This is a genomic window from Flavobacteriales bacterium (genome assembly GCA_016700415.1).
Taxonomy (GTDB): Bacteria; Bacteroidota; Bacteroidia; order Flavobacteriales_F; family PHOS-HE28; genus PHOS-HE28.
The window spans coordinates 1,617,081-1,634,169 of the sequence record CP065018.1 but is presented as its reverse complement, the minus strand read 5'-3'; the positions used below and the strand labels follow the sequence as shown (position 1 = coordinate 1,634,169).

At 57.3% G+C, this 17,089-nt stretch carries 14 protein-coding genes; 10 read left to right on the top strand and 4 right to left on the bottom strand.

What is annotated here, in order from left to right:
• Positions 1–126 precede the first annotated feature (126 nt).
• Positions 127–1,392 (top strand): hypothetical protein, encoded by a 1,266-nt coding sequence (locus IPP95_06855; protein QQS73921.1) that lies wholly within the window; start codon positions 127–129, stop codon positions 1,390–1,392.
• Positions 1,393–1,430: 38 nt separating this feature from the next.
• Here IPP95_06855 and cadA read toward each other — a convergent pair whose 3' ends face one another.
• Together cadA and IPP95_06845 are read right to left on the bottom strand one after the other, a co-directional pair.
• Complete coding sequence (cadA, locus tag IPP95_06850; protein QQS73920.1) at positions 1,431–3,974, bottom strand: cadmium-translocating P-type ATPase; 2,544 nt, start codon at positions 3,972–3,974, stop codon at positions 1,431–1,433.
• A 92-nt stretch (positions 3,975–4,066) separates the two neighbouring features.
• Positions 4,067–4,639, bottom strand: coding sequence for an AraC family transcriptional regulator (locus IPP95_06845; protein ID QQS73919.1), 573 nt, complete (start codon positions 4,637–4,639; stop codon positions 4,067–4,069).
• Positions 4,640–4,686: 47 nt separating this feature from the next.
• Between IPP95_06845 and IPP95_06840 the strand changes: the two genes are divergently transcribed.
• Positions 4,687–5,886: a M20/M25/M40 family metallo-hydrolase gene (locus IPP95_06840; GenBank protein ID QQS73918.1), complete on the top strand. Its 1,200-nt coding sequence runs from the start codon at positions 4,687–4,689 to the stop codon at positions 5,884–5,886.
• Between the two features lie 342 nt (positions 5,887–6,228).
• Here IPP95_06840 and IPP95_06835 read toward each other — a convergent pair whose 3' ends face one another.
• Positions 6,229–8,397 (bottom strand): S9 family peptidase, encoded by a 2,169-nt coding sequence (locus IPP95_06835; GenBank protein ID QQS73917.1) that lies wholly within the window; start codon positions 8,395–8,397, stop codon positions 6,229–6,231.
• A 106-nt stretch (positions 8,398–8,503) separates the two neighbouring features.
• Positions 8,504–9,520 carry a UDP-N-acetylmuramate dehydrogenase gene (gene murB / locus IPP95_06830; GenBank protein QQS73916.1) on the bottom strand — a complete coding sequence of 339 codons (1,017 nt, stop codon included), beginning with the start codon at positions 9,518–9,520 and terminating at the stop codon, positions 8,504–8,506.
• 713 nt (positions 9,521–10,233) lie between these two features.
• Here murB and IPP95_06825 point away from each other — a divergent pair.
• The 8 genes from IPP95_06825 to IPP95_06790 all read left to right on the top strand — a co-directional run bounded on the left by IPP95_06825 (position 10,234) and on the right by IPP95_06790 (position 17,056).
• Positions 10,234–11,220, top strand: a complete 987-nt coding sequence (locus IPP95_06825) for a hypothetical protein (protein ID QQS73915.1) — start codon at positions 10,234–10,236, stop codon at positions 11,218–11,220.
• 18 nt (positions 11,221–11,238) lie between these two features.
• The gene (locus IPP95_06820) at positions 11,239–11,541 is read left to right on the top strand and encodes a hypothetical protein (GenBank protein ID QQS73914.1); all 303 of its coding nucleotides are present in this window, start codon (positions 11,239–11,241) and stop codon (positions 11,539–11,541) included.
• 482 nt (positions 11,542–12,023) lie between these two features.
• On the top strand, positions 12,024–12,611 hold the full coding sequence (locus IPP95_06815; protein QQS73913.1) for a hypothetical protein: 588 nt from the start codon (positions 12,024–12,026) through the stop codon (positions 12,609–12,611).
• Between the two features lie 24 nt (positions 12,612–12,635).
• Positions 12,636–13,040: a hypothetical protein gene (locus IPP95_06810; protein ID QQS73912.1), complete on the top strand. Its 405-nt coding sequence runs from the start codon at positions 12,636–12,638 to the stop codon at positions 13,038–13,040.
• Between the two features lie 36 nt (positions 13,041–13,076).
• Positions 13,077–13,361 (top strand): hypothetical protein, encoded by a 285-nt coding sequence (locus IPP95_06805; GenBank protein QQS73911.1) that lies wholly within the window; start codon positions 13,077–13,079, stop codon positions 13,359–13,361.
• A gap of 60 nt (positions 13,362–13,421) precedes the next feature.
• Positions 13,422–13,565: a hypothetical protein gene (locus IPP95_06800; protein QQS73910.1), complete on the top strand. Its 144-nt coding sequence runs from the start codon at positions 13,422–13,424 to the stop codon at positions 13,563–13,565.
• A 294-nt stretch (positions 13,566–13,859) separates the two neighbouring features.
• On the top strand, positions 13,860–14,846 hold the full coding sequence (locus IPP95_06795) for a hypothetical protein (GenBank protein ID QQS73909.1): 987 nt from the start codon (positions 13,860–13,862) through the stop codon (positions 14,844–14,846).
• Between the two features lie 245 nt (positions 14,847–15,091).
• The gene (locus IPP95_06790) at positions 15,092–17,056 is read left to right on the top strand and encodes a tail fiber domain-containing protein (GenBank protein QQS73908.1); all 1,965 of its coding nucleotides are present in this window, start codon (positions 15,092–15,094) and stop codon (positions 17,054–17,056) included.
• Positions 17,057–17,089 lie beyond the last annotated feature (33 nt).

The following is a 17,089-nucleotide window of genomic DNA, read 5'->3' as shown; positions in this document are numbered from 1 at the left end:
TCTGTTTTGCACCGTTTTAAAAAGGCCGCCTGCATGGTGGCGGCATGCTTATGCGGCCCGGCATTCTCCCAGCAGTTCTGGGAGGATGCCGGGCAAGGCATGTTCCTTGGGAACGCTTGGATATGCATGAACGACACCGTAAACGACGTGCTTTATGCCGGTGGCGGTGATTGGTTCAATACGGACACGGCAAGTTATTGGCCGCTTTACCGCTACGATGGCACGCATTGGGACACCCTCGGGCTGTTCGGCAACGAGTTGAAGACAGCGGTGATGTACCACGACACGCTGATCGTGGGTGGAGCATTCAAGTCGATCTTGGACGAGCCGATCAAAAGGATCGCGTGCTTTGCTGGCGGTACATGGCAATCGTACGGAGACATCAACAGTGGCATTGAAGGGGCATATGTCCAGTCGTTGCGTGTGATCGATGGTGAGATGTACGCCACGGGTCCTTTTACACACGCGGACGGCTATTACTGCAACGGCCTGGCCAAGCGCGTGGGAGGCCACTGGGAAAACGTAGGGCCTGTGCCCGAATATGTAGGAACGCCGATCATGAAGGATATCGCCAAGTACCAAGGGAAGCTGGTGGTGAGCGGGATCTTCGATTTCGCAGATAATTCCATCCGCAACCTGATGCAATTGGTGGATACTGCCTGGGAACCCCTGTGCAGCTACTGCCTGCAAGGGGGCTTCGATTCCGGCGGGCAGATGGCGGTGTACAAGGATGAGCTGTACATCGGGGGCAGGTCGCACTACAGCAGCGGCAACCCCGGGCAGGGCGGCCTGCGCTGGGACGGGGAGCAGGCGTACTCCATCGGCGAGCCGGGCCAAGGGGTGCAGACCATCTACAACTCCGATGCCTACGCCCCGAAGATCGAACGCTTGGTGGTGCATGATAGTCTGCTCTTGGTGGTGGGCGGCTTCCGCTTTGCCAGCCTGATGGGCACCCCCGGCGTGGCCGTGTGGGACGGCAGCACCTACTGCGTGCCCGGCGGCGGGGACATCTCCCCGACCACCGGCGCGGCCAACGCGGTCTTCTACCACGACACGCTGTACATCTCCGCAGGCTTCGGCAACGGCTTCATGCGCTACCTGGGCGATGACATCCGCTACCAGTGCAGCACATTAGGCATAGATGGTAACAGTCCGGCAAAGGAGGTTTTTCGGACGGCATGGTCGTCTTCCGGTGTGCTGAACCTCTTGAACTTGAGCGACGGCCCGCACCAATTGCGGGTGTACGACCCCCAGGGGCGCTTGGTGCTGGAGCGGGAGGTTCGCAGCGCGGCGGGCCGCAGTGCAAGCATCCCCTTCACCGAGCATAGCATGGCGGTGTACATAGCGGTGGTGGACGGGCATTTGGCCGACCGCTTTATTCCGGTGCGTTGAGCCATTCTCCCGGTTGAAGTACGCGAGTGCCTGCTATGCTACGATCGATCAAACTTCTTCCCCCGCAACCGTAAGCTGTTCGTGATCACGCTCACGCTGCTGAAACTCATGGCTGCTGCCGCGATGATGGGCGAGAGCAGCCAGCCGAACACCGGGTACAGCACACCCGCCGCAATGGGAATGCCCAAAGCGTTGTAACCGAAAGCGAAGAACAGGTTCTGCTTGATGTTGCGCATCACGGCCTGTGATAAGCGGCGTGCGCGCAGGATGCCGATGAGGTCACCCTTCACCAGCGTGATGCCTGCGCTTTCCATGGCCACATCGGTGCCGTGGCCCATGGCGATGCCCACGTCGGCAGCGGCCAATGCGGGCGCATCGTTCACGCCATCGCCGGCCATGGCCACGATGCGGCCTTCCTTCTGCAGGCGTTGCACCACGGCACTCTTCCGCTCGGGCAGCACGCCGGCCTCCACTTCGCTGATGCCGAGGCTGCGGGCCACGGCTTCGGCGGTGGCTTGTGCATCGCCGGTGAGCATCACGATGTGCAGACCTTCTTTCCGCAGGCCGTCCAACGCTTTGGCGGTGGTGGGTTTGATCGCATCGGCGATGGAGAGCATGCCCGCCACTTGGGCATCGATGGCGACGAAGATCACTGTGGCTCCTTCACGCCTGCGTACGCCCGCCAGCTCGGAAAGTCGCTCCGTTTCGATCTTATGCTCCTTCAGGAATTCGGCGCTGCCGAGGAGAACGCGCTTGCCTTCCACCGTACCCAGCACACCCTTGCCCGTGGGCGAATCGAAGTCCGTGACGGCCGGTACTTGCAGTTCCTTGGCGCGCGCCGCGCCGACGATGGCCTTTGCATAGGGATGCTCGGATAGCCGCTCCACGGCTGCTGAGAAGCGCAGCACTTCCGCTTCGGTAAAACCTTCTTCCGGGAAGATGTGGGTGACGCTCGGCTTGCCTTCGGTGAGCGTTCCGGTCTTGTCCACCACCAGCGTATCCACCTTCTCCATGCGCTCCAGCGCTTCCGCGTCGCGGATCAGTACACCCATTTGCGCGCCCTTGCCCACGCCCACCATGATGCTCATGGGTGTGGCCAGGCCCAATGCGCACGGGCATGCGATGATGAGCACCGATACCGCTGCCACCAGTGCGTAGGTGAAGCGCGGCTCCGGCCCCACGAACATCCAGACGATGAAGGTGAGCACGGCCGCGCCGATCACGATCGGCACGAACCAGCCGGAAACTTTATCCGCCATGCGCTGGATGGGTGCGCGGGAACGCTGGGCGGAGGCCACCAGCTGCACGATGCGCGAGAGCACGGTATCGGCGCCCACCTTTCCTGCCTGTACCACCAAGGCACCGGAGCTGTTCATGGTGCCACCGATCACGGTATCGCCCACGGTACGCGTCACCGGCATGGATTCGCCGGTGATCATGCTCTCGTCGATCACGGAGCGGCCTTCGAGAACTTCGCCGTCCACCGGCACTTTTTCGCCGGGCCGTACACGCAGGCGATCGCCTACGGAGATGCGGTCCAGATCCACTACTTCGTCGCTACCGTCCGCGTTGATACGCAATGCGGTGGTGGGGGCGAGGTCCAGCAGGGCTTTGATGGCGCCGGCGGTGCTTTCACGCGCCCGCAGCTCCAGCACTTGGCCCAGCAGCACCAGTACGGTGATCATGGCCGCCGCTTCAAAGTAGACGCCCACCACACCGTGCGCTGTACGGAACGCCTCCGGGAAGAGCCCCGGTGCGAAGAGCGCGACAACACTGTACACCCACGCCACGCCCACGCCCATAGCGATCAGCGTGAACATGTTGAGGTTGCCGGTGCGCACAGAGGCCCAGCCACGTTGGAGCAAAGGCCAACCGGCCCAGAGCACCACGGGCGTGGCCAGCAGGAACTGGATCCATGCAGAGACCTGTGGGGGTACGATGTTGTGCAACGAAGGGAAAATGTGCGAGCCCATTTCCAGCAGGAACACAGGGCTGGTGAGCGCCACGCCGATCCAGAAGCGCCGCGTCATATCGATCAGCTCTTCGTTGGGGCCGGCATCCGGGCTGTACACTTCCGGTTCCAGCGCCATGCCGCAGATGGGGCAGGTGCCCGGGCCCAGTTGGCGGATCTCCGGGTCCATCGGGCAGGTGTACATCACGTTCGCATTGGCACGAGCGTGGACGCTCGCGCCAGCATGGGTGTAATTTACCTGCTTGCCGATCAGTGGCAGCGGGGCCAGCTTCGGTTGCAGGTAGCGCTCCTGATCGGCGTCGAACTTCTTCTTGCATCCTTCGCAGCAGAAGTAATAGGACTTGCCTTTGTGTTCGCTGCTGTGCTTGGCGGTGGCGGGGTCCACGTCCATGCCGCAGACGGGGTCCTTCACCTTCTTTGCTGCGAGGTATTTCGCGGGTTCCGCCTCGAACTTCTTCCTGCACCCTTCGGAACAGAAGTAATAGGTCTTGCCTTCGTGTTCGCTGCTGTACTTGGCGGTGGTAGGGTCCACATCCATACCGCAGACGGGGTCTTTGGCGAGTTGCTCGTCGGAATGTGAAGGGCCTGTAACTGAATGCTCGTGATCCATTTCGATGTGATAAGGACACAAAGCAACGGACTATCGCGCCGGAGCAGGTTACATCATTCCGGTAATGCCTTACATCGGAACGGTCAGCCGTATCAACCCACCTGATCCAGTGGGATGCGTGGGCCACCGAGCTTGCGGAAATCCGTGGGCGTCATCCCGGTGAACAATTTGAACTGCCCGGACAGGTGAGCAGCACTGCTGAACCCGGTGGAAAAGGCGATCTCGCTGATGGTGAGTTCGCCATAGCGCACAAGCTCTTTCACCCGTTCGATGCGCTGAAGCAGGAAGAAGTGCTCTACGGTTATCCCTTCCACACTGCTGAACAGCGCTGCCAAGCCTGAATATTCTTTGTGGAGCGCATCGCTGAGCCAAGTGCTCAATTTCATCTTGTCCGCATCACCATCCGCATGATGCACAAGTTGCACCACCGCGGACTTGATGCGCGCGATCGTCGCGGCATCGCGGTCCTCCACCAGTTCGAAGCCCAGTGGTTGAAGGGCGACATGAAGTGCCGCGATCGCTTGTGCTGATGGTTCTTGCATCAGCTCGATTTCGCCCAGATCAAGCCGGCGGATCGGCAGGTCCAGTTGTTCCATCACCTTGCTCACTGCGGCTTTGCAACGGTCGCAGACCATGTTGCGGATGATGAGCGTATGATCTTTCATTCAGCAAAGATCGGGACCTTTAGGACGGAGTGGCATAACTTGCATCAATGCGCATACTTCCCCACGCCGCGGTCCTGCTTTTAATAGTCCTGCCGATATGGGCCAATGCCCAGAACCCGACCATCCAACAGATCGTGGACGCCGTGAACGTTGATTCCCTCACATGGCGCTTGGAGCGGCTGAGCGGGATGCAGCCGGTGGATGTGGGCAATGGCGCGCAAACGATCCTTTCACGGAACAAATTCCAGCCGGGGAATGCGTTGGCAGCGCAGTGGCTGCAGCAGGAATTCACACGCATGGGCTATGCGCCGGAGGTACAGGTCTTCGGTGCGCAAGGCGGGAATGTCCTTGCGGTGAAAACAGGCTTGGTGCATCCGGAGCGGAAGGTGGTGATCTGCGGGCACTACGACAGCATGCCCGGCGGAACCACCGCGCCCGGAGCGGATGATGATGGGAGCGGAGTATGCGCTGTGATGGAAGCGGCTCGTGTCATGGCCGGTCATGACTTTGAGAACACGGTCGTCTTTGCGCTCTGGGATGAGGAGGAGCAGGGCCTGATCGGTAGCGCCTACTACACCAGCGCGGCGGCAGGGAATGATGAGGAGATCCTGGCCGCGGTGCAGATGGATGCTATCGGCTATGACGGCAACGGCGACGGCCTGATGCGGATCCATACGCGGCCCGTGGCCAACAGCATCGCCATCAAGGATTCCGTGCTGATGGTGAACACCATCTACGGTCTGGGCCTGCCGATCGTGGTGAATAACCCCGGCGCCACGTATAGCGATCATGCCTCGTTCTGGTCGGAGGGCTACGGCGCGATCCTGGTGATCGAGGATTTCGATAACGACCCCAACCCACATTACCACACATCGAGCGATCGGATGGAGTACATGGACCTCGCTTATTGGCAGGGCTTGACGAAATTGACCATTGGCACCGCGTCGGCCATGGCGGTGCCGGTTTCGGCTACGCAGGTGTCATCCGCGGTTCTCGCCAATGCGGCGGAGATCGAGCTGTTCCCGAACCCTGTGCGGGAGTTGCTTCACATTCGCTTCGATACAAGTTCAGCCACCACGACAATCTTGTCGATCATAGATGCGACGGGGCGGGATGTAGGCCGGCCAAGATCTATGGAGAACGGCTCGCGAACGGTGGATGTCAGCGGGCTTGCGCCCGGTGCATATATCGCCTGTTTGCGCTCTGGACGTATAGTAGTATCCAAGCGTTTTTTGCGGCTGCCTTAAGATCTTCGTTGCGCCAAAGGCGCAAACCTCGCACGCCTCGCGCTACAAGCGCGGGCGGACCGCAGAATGATCGGTCAGCCACGGCCTGTTATGAGCGGTTCAGGAGCGGTGGATGTGGATGTCAGTGGCCTTGCGCCCGGTGCCTATATCGTGAGTCTCCGTTCCGGAAACACAGAAGTGTCTAAGCGGTTTTTGCGGCTTCCGTGAGCTCCTCATTGCGCCACAGGCGCGGACCTCGCACGCCATGCCTCCGGCATGCGGGCCGTGCCTTCGGCAGATAAACTCGCGCTGCAAGCGCGGGCGGACCCCTCTGTGCCCTCTGTGCCTCTGTGGTGAAAATGACTACGGTCTCTTCACGCCCAGCTTCGCGTCGATGTAGTCCAGGATCTCCGTGTACAGATGCACGCGGTCCTTGCCGCGCACATTGTGCGGATGGCCGGGGTAGTAGAAGAAATCAGGGTGGATCCCTTTGTCCACGCAGCTCTTCAGGAAGCGCAGGGCATGCTCCGGCACCACCGTTTCATCCATGTTGTCCTGGATCAGCAACAGGTCGCCTTGAAGTTTGTCCGCTAACGGTGGAAGCGCAGTAGCGGCATAGCCTTCCGGGTTTTCCTCCGGTGTGTCCATGTAGCGCTCGGTGTACATCACTTCATACAGTTTCCAGTCCTGCACGGCACCGCCGGCCACGCCCACTTGGAACACGCCGGGGTCACGCAGCATCAGGGCCGTGGTCATGTGCCCGCCGAAGCTCCAGCCATGCACCGCCATGCGCGTGCCGTCCACGTAGGGAAGGCTCTTCAGGTATTCGGCGCCGTCCAACTGGTCCTTCACCTCGGTGACGCCGAGCTGGCGGTAGATCACCTGCTCGAACGCCTGCCCGCGATTGCCGCTGCCGTGGCCGTCCACGGTGAAGACGATGTAACCGCGTTGCGCCGCCTCCAGCATCCACAAAGGCGCACCTCCATTGAAACTGTTCGTGACCAACTGCACGTGCGGGCCGTTGTACAAATAAACGATCACCGGATAGCGTTCCCGGCTTTGGAAGCCGCTGGGCTTGATGATGCGCGCATTCAGGATATCGCCATTCTCGCCGGTCACTTGGGTGAATTCCACCGTGCCCACGTTGTAGCTCGCCAGCGGGTCCTTGCTGTTCAACAACGTCTTCACGACCTTACCGTTGCTGGCATCCAACACCTCAACGCGGCCGGGGACGCTAACGCTGCTCCACTGATCGATGATGTACTTGCCGTCGCTGCTCAGTTGGCCGTTGTGTGTGCCGGGCTGCTGTGTCAATTGCACGGTATTCCCCGTGGCCAGCTCTACGCTGTAAAGCTGCGTTTCCATAGCACCTTTCGGATCTTTCGGGTCGATCATGGCCGTGCCTGAGACATAGACGAAACGCTCCTTGGCATCGAGGCCGAGGATGTCCTTCACCACCCACGGACCCTTGGTCAACTGCCGGATCATGCCCTTTTCCGTGTCATACAGGTAAAGGTGCCACCAGCCGTCACGTTGGCTCCAGTGGATGAACTGGGAAGGAGTTTTCTTCAGGAAGGTGAGGGGATGTTCGGGCTCCAGCCACTTCTTGTCCGATTCCTCGAAAAGGGTGCGCACGGCCCGCCCGGTGCTCACGTCATAGCGGATCACTTTGAAGTTGTCCGTGGCACGGTTCAACAAGATGATCTGGATGTGGGTGTTGTCCGGGTCCCAGCTGATGTTCGTGAGGTAATGGTCCGCAGGCCCGTCCGGGTTGATGAAGACGGTCTTGCCGGTGCGCGTGTCGTACACGCCGAGCGTCACATGGTGGCTCGTCTGGCCCGCCATGGGGTAGCGGAACTTCTTGAAGGTGCTCGGTGTGGTGGTGATGTCCTCCACGTAGTAGGGCGTCACCATGGTCTCGTCCATGCGGTAGAAGGCGAGCAGGTTGCCGTCCGGGCTCCAGAAGGTGCCTTTGGTGATGCCGTACTCCTCGCGGTGCACGCTCTTGCCGTTCACGATGCCGTCGCTACCGTCGAAGGTTACCTGCTTGATGCTGTCTCCGAGGCCCGCGATGAAGAGGTTCTCCCCGCGGGTGAAAGCGATCTTGTCATAGGCATCGTCATGGTCCTCGTTCTCCGCATCACTGGCGGTGGTGAGGCGCAGGTTCGAGGTCTTCTTCGTCACGTCGAAGGTGTAGGTGCGATCGCCTTGCCCGAACATGAAGGTGGTGGCATTGGTCCATTCCACATCCGGGAAGCGCTTCAGGCTATCACCGGTGCTACGGCCATTGTTGAGGTCGTTCAAGGTGGCGATCACACGGTCCGTGCGTTCACTGGCCCCACCCCGCATCAGCGCACTGTCCTTGACGAATGAGTAGCTGTTGATGCTGGTGATCCATTGAAGGCCGCTCATCCGTTCCGGATACAGGGACCGATCGAGGATGGTGGCCTTGAGCGTGAGTTCCTTTTTCTCCTGTGCGGAAAGCAACGTGGTTGCGAGGAGCGAGATCAACAAAAGCGCGCGACGTAGCATGGTGGAGGATTGAGGGTGCGAAGAAAGTGAATGCTGGTCAAAGGGTACCACGAAGGACGCTAAGGACACGAAGGATGCGCGTCTCTGCGTCCCAAACCCAAGAGACTCAAATGATGTTCACCTCCCGCTCCAGCTCCACTCCGAATTTCTCTTTCACGCTCTCCAGCACGCGGGTGGAGAGGTCGAAGATCGCGCTGCCGGTGGAGCCGCCGTAGTTCACGAGCACCAAGGCCTGGTCCTTGTGTACGCCGAGGTCCGCTTCGCGGAAGCCCTTCCAGCCGGCCTGCTCGATCAGCCAACCGGCAGCCAGTTTCACATGGCCCTCATCACCGGGAAAGGAGACCAGGTCCGGATGGGTCGCTTTGATGCGCTCCGCCAGTTCCGCCGCCACCACCGGGTTCTTGAAAAAACTGCCCGCGTTGCCCAGCACGTGCGTGTCCGGGAGCTTGCTGCGGCGGATGTGTATCACGGCGTCGCTCACGTCCTGGATCGTGGGCGCGGTGATGCCGCGCTGCTCCAGCTCGTGCTTGATGCTGCCGTAATAAGTGCGCACCAGCGGATGCTTGGACAGCTTGAACGCCACGCTCAGGATGATGTACTTGTTCTTGCCTTCATGCTTGAAAAAGCTTTCGCGATAACCGAACCGGCATTCCTCCGCATTGAAGCGCACCACTTCGCCGTCACTGATCCGCAGTGCTTCCAAGTGGTCAAAGACGTCCTTGATCTCCACGCCGTAGGCCCCGATGTTCTGCATGGGCGTGGCACCCACTTTGCCGGGGATCAACGACAGGTTCTCGATCCCGCCCCAGCCTTCACCCACGCAATGCGCCACGAACTCGTGCCACACCACGCCCGAACCGGAACGGACGATCACATGGTCATCATTCTCTTCCACCACGGTGATGCCTTCGATCTCGTTCAGCAGCACCACGCCGGGCCAATCGCGGGTGAAAAGCATGTTGCTGCCTCCGCCCATCACCAAGCGCGGCAGGCCCTTCAGTTCCGGGGCGCTCAGCAAGGCACGGAGCTCGTCCAACGAACGGAACCGTGCCAAATGCGCCGCGCGGGCCGACACATGAAAGGTGTTGAAAGGAAGGAGTTCGACGTCGTGCTGGATGTCCATGGGGTCCGCTGCGGAAAAATTGGTTCCGTAGGCAGTGCAAGTTTACCGGGCACCGCGCGTTTACTTTGGCCTCATGCCGCCGCCCTTTCAACGCGCCATTGTCAGTGTTGCGAAAGAGCTTGCTCCGACGGGCCAGGTCCACTCGGGAAACACGGACCTCAACATCCAATGGTGTGGTCCTGATAATTGGAAAGGCCCGTGCATTCCGGTATGTGTGATCCACATCGCGATGCACTGAGCAACGATCCAAGAACGTGCATTCACAAAAATTTGGAAGACCCGATTTTGCGCGTAGCTTTATCGGCATGAAAGCCTTCGATCATAACACAACAGGGTTTTCACTTCGGCTATGCCTCACGAGCAATTTTGGCCATGAGCGCGGTGTACAGCCAGTCGCCAGTCGCCAGTCGCCAGTCGCCAGTCCATTTTTGGACCAAACAAGGTAAAGTCATCTTGGCAATGCCACAAAAAAAAGCCCCCGGTGCTACTAACACCGAGGGCCGTGTCGCTCATGTCCCACCAAACCGGAAAGTAAGATGAACAAAAGCTAAGCAAAGATACGATCCTCCCCGGAGCAAGCCGCATGCCGGGCGGGACGGTGAGCACCCGGTATCCACGATCACGTGGCCGGAAGCGCAGGGCAATGCTGGGAAACCAAGCACGTCCTCAAGGTGCCAAAGAAGCGGTGAACAAGAAAGGAGAAAAACAAAAACATGCTCAATACACTCCTTCCTTCCTTGACAAACCTCACCACTCGCACCATCCCCTTGGCGCTTGTGGCAGCCCTCGCTGTAAAAGCGACGGCACAAAACCTCGTGCCAAATGGCGGCTTTGAGGATACGGTCCATTGCACAGGGTGGGATCCGCCCTTCACAAGTGCGCTGCATTGGACCAGCGCGAACACAGCCACGCCAGATATGTACGATGCCGACTTGGTCCGTGGATGCGGAGTTGATCTGGTGCCCGGTAGCGACATCTATACGGAACCGTATGAAGGTGAACGGTTCGCTGGTTGCTGGCAGTGGTATGGCGCTGGAAGTTCCGATGTCCATGAATACTTGATGGCAAGGCTTTTGGCGCCAATGGAGGCGGGTGACTCCTACCGGGTTTCAATGCACTATGCACTGGCTCCGCCTGCCCACATGGCTATTGACCGCATCGGCGTCTATTTCGCACAGGACAGTTTGTTCCAAGATGATCTCTACACCATTGAAGTGATCCCACAGGTGCAACTGTTCAGCCCGGACAGTGGTTACTTGGTGAGCACGGATTGGGTGGAACTGGCAGACACCTTTATGGCCATTGGAAACGAACGCTGGATGATCTTTGGCACCTTCACCCATGTGGATGATGTGAACGGCATCGTCATTCCCGGTTTTCCGTTGGGAGCTGCTTACTACTACTTCGACGACATCCGTGTGGAGCCTGTTGATGCTGGCAGTGGAATAGCTGAAGGACCGGTGAAACCCTCTTTGGAACTGAGGGGTGATGCCTTCTATTGGTATGGATCATCCCCATTGACGGATGCCATGCTGTTTGATGCCACCGGGCGGGTCATCCGGCAATGGAAGCCCATCCACGGTTCAGCAGAACTACCCTATATGTTGCCAACGAACTTGGCAACAGGGGTATATGTACTGAGCGTATTCAGTGATACGGAAAGGCGATCGGTGAGCTTTGTCAAGGGGGGGAGGGATTGAGCGAAAAGCTTAAATCCCATGAAACGCATAAGCATGGCAGGCCTAGGTCTGCTGACCATTTGGAGCTGTACCGCACAATCCACCCCTTGGGTGCTGCCCGGTAACGGAGGAACCTTTCCGAGTACCGATTTTGTCGGCACAACGGACAATAATCAACTGGTGTTCCGGACGGACAATCTGTTCCGTATCCGTGTCAACGCCACGGAAACCTATCCGACCTTGGGTGGTTTCAGCAGTGTACCGGCCAACGGATTTACCCTGATCAGTCCGGACAATACCTTCCTCGGTAACCCCCAACTCGCGCGAGTCTTCCATAAATAATTTCTGGCGCGGGAGTTAGGCGAGCGCGGGCATGTGCGTTGTGGGCCGTCCTCCCGTGCCCCCGAATACATGCAAGAAAGACTTCTGACCTGAACGGACAACTTATCAGCCATGAACTACTTCCAACCGAAAAGAACCTATATATTGTAAATGCCATGAGGAATTCGAACCCTATGCCAAAATACCCCTTTGCCAAGACACTTCAATAATGTGCAGAAAAGGTAGTAACCATCGATAGCCTCAACAAAAAAGCCCCCGGTGCGCAAACACCGAGGGCCGTAACTCAAGTCCCACGAACACGCGAATGAACATGAAACAGAGATAGCAAAGGTACGATCCTCCCCGGAGCAAGCCGCATGCCGGGCGGGACGGTGAGCACCCGGTATCCACGATCACGTGGCCGGAAGCGCAGGACAATGCTGGGAAAACCAAGCGTGTCTTCCAAGTGCCGAAGAAGCGGTGAACAAGAAAGAAGAAACAAAATGCTCAAAGCACTTCTTCCTTTTACTGCCAAAGCCAGTGGGTTCCGGCAACAAGCCAGAACCCGCTGTGCTGCGGCTTTTTTGATGAACCTTGCTCTCGCTGGGATAGCGACGGCACAGATCAACCTTGTCCCCAACCCCGGATTTGAGGATACTACCTATTGCTCGGGTTGGCCACCACCACAGCTTGAAGCTACTTCTTGGTACACCGCGAATACGGCGACACCTGATATTTGGAACTGCAATGTGGCGGATCCTTGCGGATACCACATTATGGATCCTGATGATCCATCCATCCAATTGCAGGGTTACAAGTACGCATATGAGGGGGAGCGCTTCTTTGGGGGATATCAATGGTACGGGCCCGGGAATTCGAATGCCCGCGACTACGTCACAGCAAAGCTGCTGCAGCCATTGGAGGCCGGAGTAGCATATAAAGTGTCGCTGTTTTGTGCAAAACCCAGTGGTGTGAACGGTGCCATCAATGCGATCGGGGTGTATTTCGGTCCTGATAGTGTACATGCACCGTTCCCGACTACTCTGCCTTTTGTACCGCAGGCCCATCTGCGGTCGTCCACCTCGGCGTAAATAGAGGATACGGATTGGCAGGAGTTGGCCGATACCATCGAAGCGGCGGGGAACGAGGAATGGATCACGGTAGGCACATTTGCTGATGGCGATGATGTTGATGGCATCTGGTTGGGTTGGGGTTCCTATCCGCCAGCGGTATACTACTACATGGACCTGATCTCTGTAGTGGCCGTAACAAGCCAGACTGTTGCGCCATTGAACCCCGACGAGCATTTACTTTCCGTTCAAGGGCCGGACATCGTTTGGTCGGGTGGTTTCAATCTCGATAGGTTGATCGTAACCGATGCGGCGGGCCGTACCGTTTGGGTGGCAGGTGGTTCAGAAGGAAGCAAGCGATTCCCCATACCTTCTCGACTTTCCGCTGGGGCCTACATCGCTATCGCAAGTACCACAAACGCCCAGTATGTAGCAAGGTTCGTCAAGTGAAGAAGAAGTGTTGCGAGCGGAAATACCCGTCAAGCAATGAAAACTCAATTGTTGATAGGCGCATGGTTGATCACTACCATGGCCGTTGCACAAACTCCTTGGGTCCTCCCAGGGAACAGCACCGTTAATCCAACCACGGACTACCTCGGAACACAAAACAATGCGGACCTCATTCTTCGCACAAATGCCGAAAAGCGCTTCCGGTTGCTACCCGATGCCACCTACACCATAGGCGGTTTCCCTGCTCAGGTTAAGGACGGTTCGCTCTTGCTTAGTCCTGATGTTGATGGCTTCTATGCCGCCGGCGCACCCGGCCCTTAGAGCCTCCTCCACCTCGCCGCTGCGGACAACACGGCGCAGCAAGGCAGCTACCGCGACTGGATGAAGACCGGCATCACCTTCACCGGTAATGCCGATCAGGATTACGTTGGCCATAAGGCAGGCGATCTGGGATGGATGCCAAGCTCAAAGAGTGATCCATATCAACCTTCCATAAACAAAATTTATGCTACCTTCAAGGCGTGATGAACGCTATTTCACATAGCAACAAAAAAAGCCCCCGATGCTTGTAACACCGAGGGCCAAGTCGCAAATGTCCCACCAAACCGGAAAGTAAGATGAACAAAAGCTGAGCAAAGGTAAGGCGAAGGCTGAAGCAGAGTAGGCTCCGTCTGAGTGGAGAACCGGACCCACATGCACCCGACCAAGCCGCGAGTTGGGAGAGCAAGGAAAGGAGCGGCATTTTGACCGGACTGATGCGAAAACCGGTCGACACGAACCCCTCGACTTAGTTCGGGGTAAACGAACGATTTGAAACGAATGCTTCTCTCAACAATGAACGGCAGGTGGCCCGGAGCAATTTGGCTCTTGGGTTGCCTGTTGTTTGTTGCTTCTCCGCGCTGCGAAGCGCAGAATTTGGTGCCAAACCCAAGCTTTGAACTGCTGGATACGTGCCCCTACACAATTGGGTTCCAAGAAGGTGACCGGCCACTCTATTGGATGTCTTGGAGCCAATCTCCGGAGTATTTTCACGGCTGTTCAACAGATAGCCTTGTAGGTGTGCCGCAGAATGGCTGGGGCTTCCAGAATGCTTGGGATGGTAATGCCTATGTCGGAATGCTCGCTTATAGTATGGGCGATAATTTTAGGGAGTACGTAGGCGTTGAGCTGTTGGAACCATTGGCGATCGGTCAAGCGTATTCCGTTAAGATGCGGGTCAACTTGGCGATGGGAGGTAGCACTTGGCCTTCAAAAGTGGCTGCCGATAGGATGGGCCTGCTTTTTACGATGAATTCCAATGAATGGACGACAATTCCCGGACCGTCCTTTGGGTTTCGGAATTACGCACATGTCGTAGCTGACCAGATCCTCGCGGACACCGCACAATGGTCCCTGATTGCTGGCACCTTCACGGCGGATAGTGCATACAACTATCTGGTGGTCGGGAATTTCTTTGAGGATGATCTCACGGATACGATCAACGTGGATTATGGACCCACAGCAGGAGCGTACTACTTTGTGGATTCCGTTTCTGTTACACCTGTGTCAAATGGAAATGGCGTGTCGGAAAATGACCCGTTACGTGGAATTTGGTACGATGGGGATTCCGACGCATTGCATGTGGAATGGCCTGTTAACCACCATGCAGAAATCCACATTGTGGACCCAACAGGAAGGATTATTTTTTCGGTGCAAACAGTTTCAGGCCACTTCACTTGGACCCCATCCGAACTGGGATACGGGGTTTATGTGGTGGTTCTTAGAGAGAAACAGGGTAGAAGCATGTTGAAGTTCGTTCATCAGTAACAAGTCAACACGACAGCACAAACAAAAACACCAAAACCATGAAGAACGCAAGAACCATATTGGCTTCCGTTGCATTTCTGGGATTGCTTCCCACATACGGGCAATGGAATGACTTTGGCGGGAATTCGATAACCACTACAGAGTACTTGGGGGCCAACAGCATGAGTACCGTGCCGCTTCTTTTGAAGACGGTGCCTACTAACCTTTCCATAGATTTCAGCGCAGGAAATCTTTTGCGAGCGCGATTGAACCCCACCATATCCTACACCATCGGCGGCTTTCCAAGCCAGACCAAGGATGGTAGCTTATTGTTAAGCCCGGATGTGAACACCTTTCTTGGTGCGGGCGCCCTTGGCCCCTACAGCCTCTTGCACCTCGCGGCCGCAGACAACACCGCCCAGCAAGGCAGCTACCGCGACTGGATGAAGACCGGCATCACCTTCACCGGCAATGCCGACCAAGGCTACATTGGTCAGAAAGCAGGTGAGCTGGACTTCACGGACATGGTGTATCACTGGAGCGACAACCCCACCAAATACCTGAAAGACCGCTTGCGTATGATCTTCACCAGCGGCTACGATCCCACGGCCACCAGCGGTGCCTCCAGCCGGGAGGGTTTGGAGGGCATGCGGCTGTTCCCCGTGGATAACGACCATGTGAACGTGGGGCTTGGTGACTTCTATGCCGGGAATTTGGCCTTTCCTTCCACCGTGGTCGAACCCACAGAGCGTTTGGATATCCTGAACGGCAAGTTGCGCATTCGGCAACTGCCCACTGACGCTATTGCCCCCACGCTCACGAAGTTCTTGGTGGTAGATGATACGCCGGGCCCGGACTTTGGCGTGGTGAAATGGAGGAACGTGCCACCGGGAACGGGAAGCGGCTGCGAATGGGATCTGGATGCCTACTCACGCCAAGTTTATACAGCTCCTGGTCCACCTGTGGGAGGCTGTACTGATGCAAGTTGGAGAGTGCTGATCGGGCATCCATCGACCACAGGGTATTACAAGCTGACTATCAGCGCGAATGAAACGGATTGTATTAATTGTGGTGTTGCTGGTGGGACCAATGTGGAGGTTAAAAGTGATGCTGCCGGTAATGTGAACGGTTCGCACATTTCTGTAGCCTCCACACCTGCCGGTGCAACCCATCAGATCACAGGGCTTAAGGTGACGACTCAAAATGCGGCATTGTACAACTATGGCTTGGATGTGTCTGCTACGAACAACGTTGCGAACAACGGCTTCACCTACGGAGCATGGATAAAAGCCGAGAACCAAGTGGGAGGGACAACCGCGCAGTTGTATGGCCTGCGCTGCAATGCTACGGCCATTGCAGGGACCGTGGTTTCCAACGCAAAAGGTGTGTGGGGAAGCGCGGTCAAAGGAGCTTTGAATTATGGGGTTTATGGCGATGCCTCAGGTGGTTACCAGAACTATAGCATCTATGGTGTCAACTTTGGCTCCGGCGCCAATGATTGGGCGGGGTATTTTAATGGACGTACATTTTCTCCCGGGGGTGTGTGGACCTCATCGGATGAGTCGCTTAAGACTGAGATCACCGTGTTGACAGAAGCGAGCGAACGGATCATGCAACTGAATCCGAAGGCGTATCGATTCCGTACCGACGAATTTCCCACCATAGGTCTCCCAGTGGAACAACAGTATGGTTTCCTGGCTTCCGAATTGGAAACTGTGTTTCCCGAGATGGTGATGGAGACGGTCCAACCTGCGGAATATGATTCGCTAGGGAACGAAGTGAATCCGGCAGTGACGTTCAAAGCTGTAAACCTCGGGGGCATCACCCCGATGCTCGTTGCCGCCTTTCAAGAGCAACAAGCCACCATCGCCCAGTTGCAGGACCAGATCAACCATTGCTGTGCGGCACAAGGTGATGCGGCCCCAGGAAGAAGTTTGGAGCAAGGATCCACACAGCAAGAGAACGATCTTCAAGAGCAGCGCCTGTTGATCATCCCCAACCCGGTGGCAGATCTCACCACACTGGAATACTACGTGCCAAAGGCGGGCAAAGTGAGCCTGCAAGTGAGCACCAGCGAGGGCAAGCGCTTGGCCACCTTGCGTGAGGAACTGGCAGAAGCTGGTGCATACACCTACAGTTGGAACACCACTAAGCTAGTTGCGGGCACTTACTTCTGCACCTTCATGTTGGATGGTGCCGTGGTGGTGAAGCGTGCGGTGAAGGTGAAGTGAGGACCTCCGTGCTCTACGGCCAAAGAAGGGTCC

What these genes read in the sequence shown, in the direction of transcription:
- IPP95_06855 (QQS73921.1), top strand. Translation starts at nt 127, where the DNA reads ATGAACGACACCGTAAACGACGTGCTTTATGCCGGTGGCGGTGATTGG.
- cadA (QQS73920.1), bottom strand. Translation starts at nt 3,974, where the DNA reads ATGGATCACGAGCATTCAGTTACAGGCCCTTCACATTCCGACGAGCAA.
- IPP95_06845 (QQS73919.1), bottom strand. Translation starts at nt 4,639, where the DNA reads ATGAAAGATCATACGCTCATCATCCGCAACATGGTCTGCGACCGTTGC.
- IPP95_06840 (QQS73918.1), top strand. Translation starts at nt 4,687, where the DNA reads ATGCGCATACTTCCCCACGCCGCGGTCCTGCTTTTAATAGTCCTGCCG.
- IPP95_06835 (QQS73917.1), bottom strand. Translation starts at nt 8,397, where the DNA reads ATGCTACGTCGCGCGCTTTTGTTGATCTCGCTCCTCGCAACCACGTTG.
- murB (QQS73916.1), bottom strand. Translation starts at nt 9,520, where the DNA reads ATGGACATCCAGCACGACGTCGAACTCCTTCCTTTCAACACCTTTCAT.
- IPP95_06825 (QQS73915.1), top strand. Translation starts at nt 10,234, where the DNA reads ATGCTCAATACACTCCTTCCTTCCTTGACAAACCTCACCACTCGCACC.
- IPP95_06820 (QQS73914.1), top strand. Translation starts at nt 11,239, where the DNA reads ATGAAACGCATAAGCATGGCAGGCCTAGGTCTGCTGACCATTTGGAGC.
- IPP95_06815 (QQS73913.1), top strand. Translation starts at nt 12,024, where the DNA reads ATGCTCAAAGCACTTCTTCCTTTTACTGCCAAAGCCAGTGGGTTCCGG.
- IPP95_06805 (QQS73911.1), top strand. Translation starts at nt 13,077, where the DNA reads ATGAAAACTCAATTGTTGATAGGCGCATGGTTGATCACTACCATGGCC.
- IPP95_06800 (QQS73910.1), top strand. Translation starts at nt 13,422, where the DNA reads ATGAAGACCGGCATCACCTTCACCGGTAATGCCGATCAGGATTACGTT.
- IPP95_06795 (QQS73909.1), top strand. Translation starts at nt 13,860, where the DNA reads ATGCTTCTCTCAACAATGAACGGCAGGTGGCCCGGAGCAATTTGGCTC.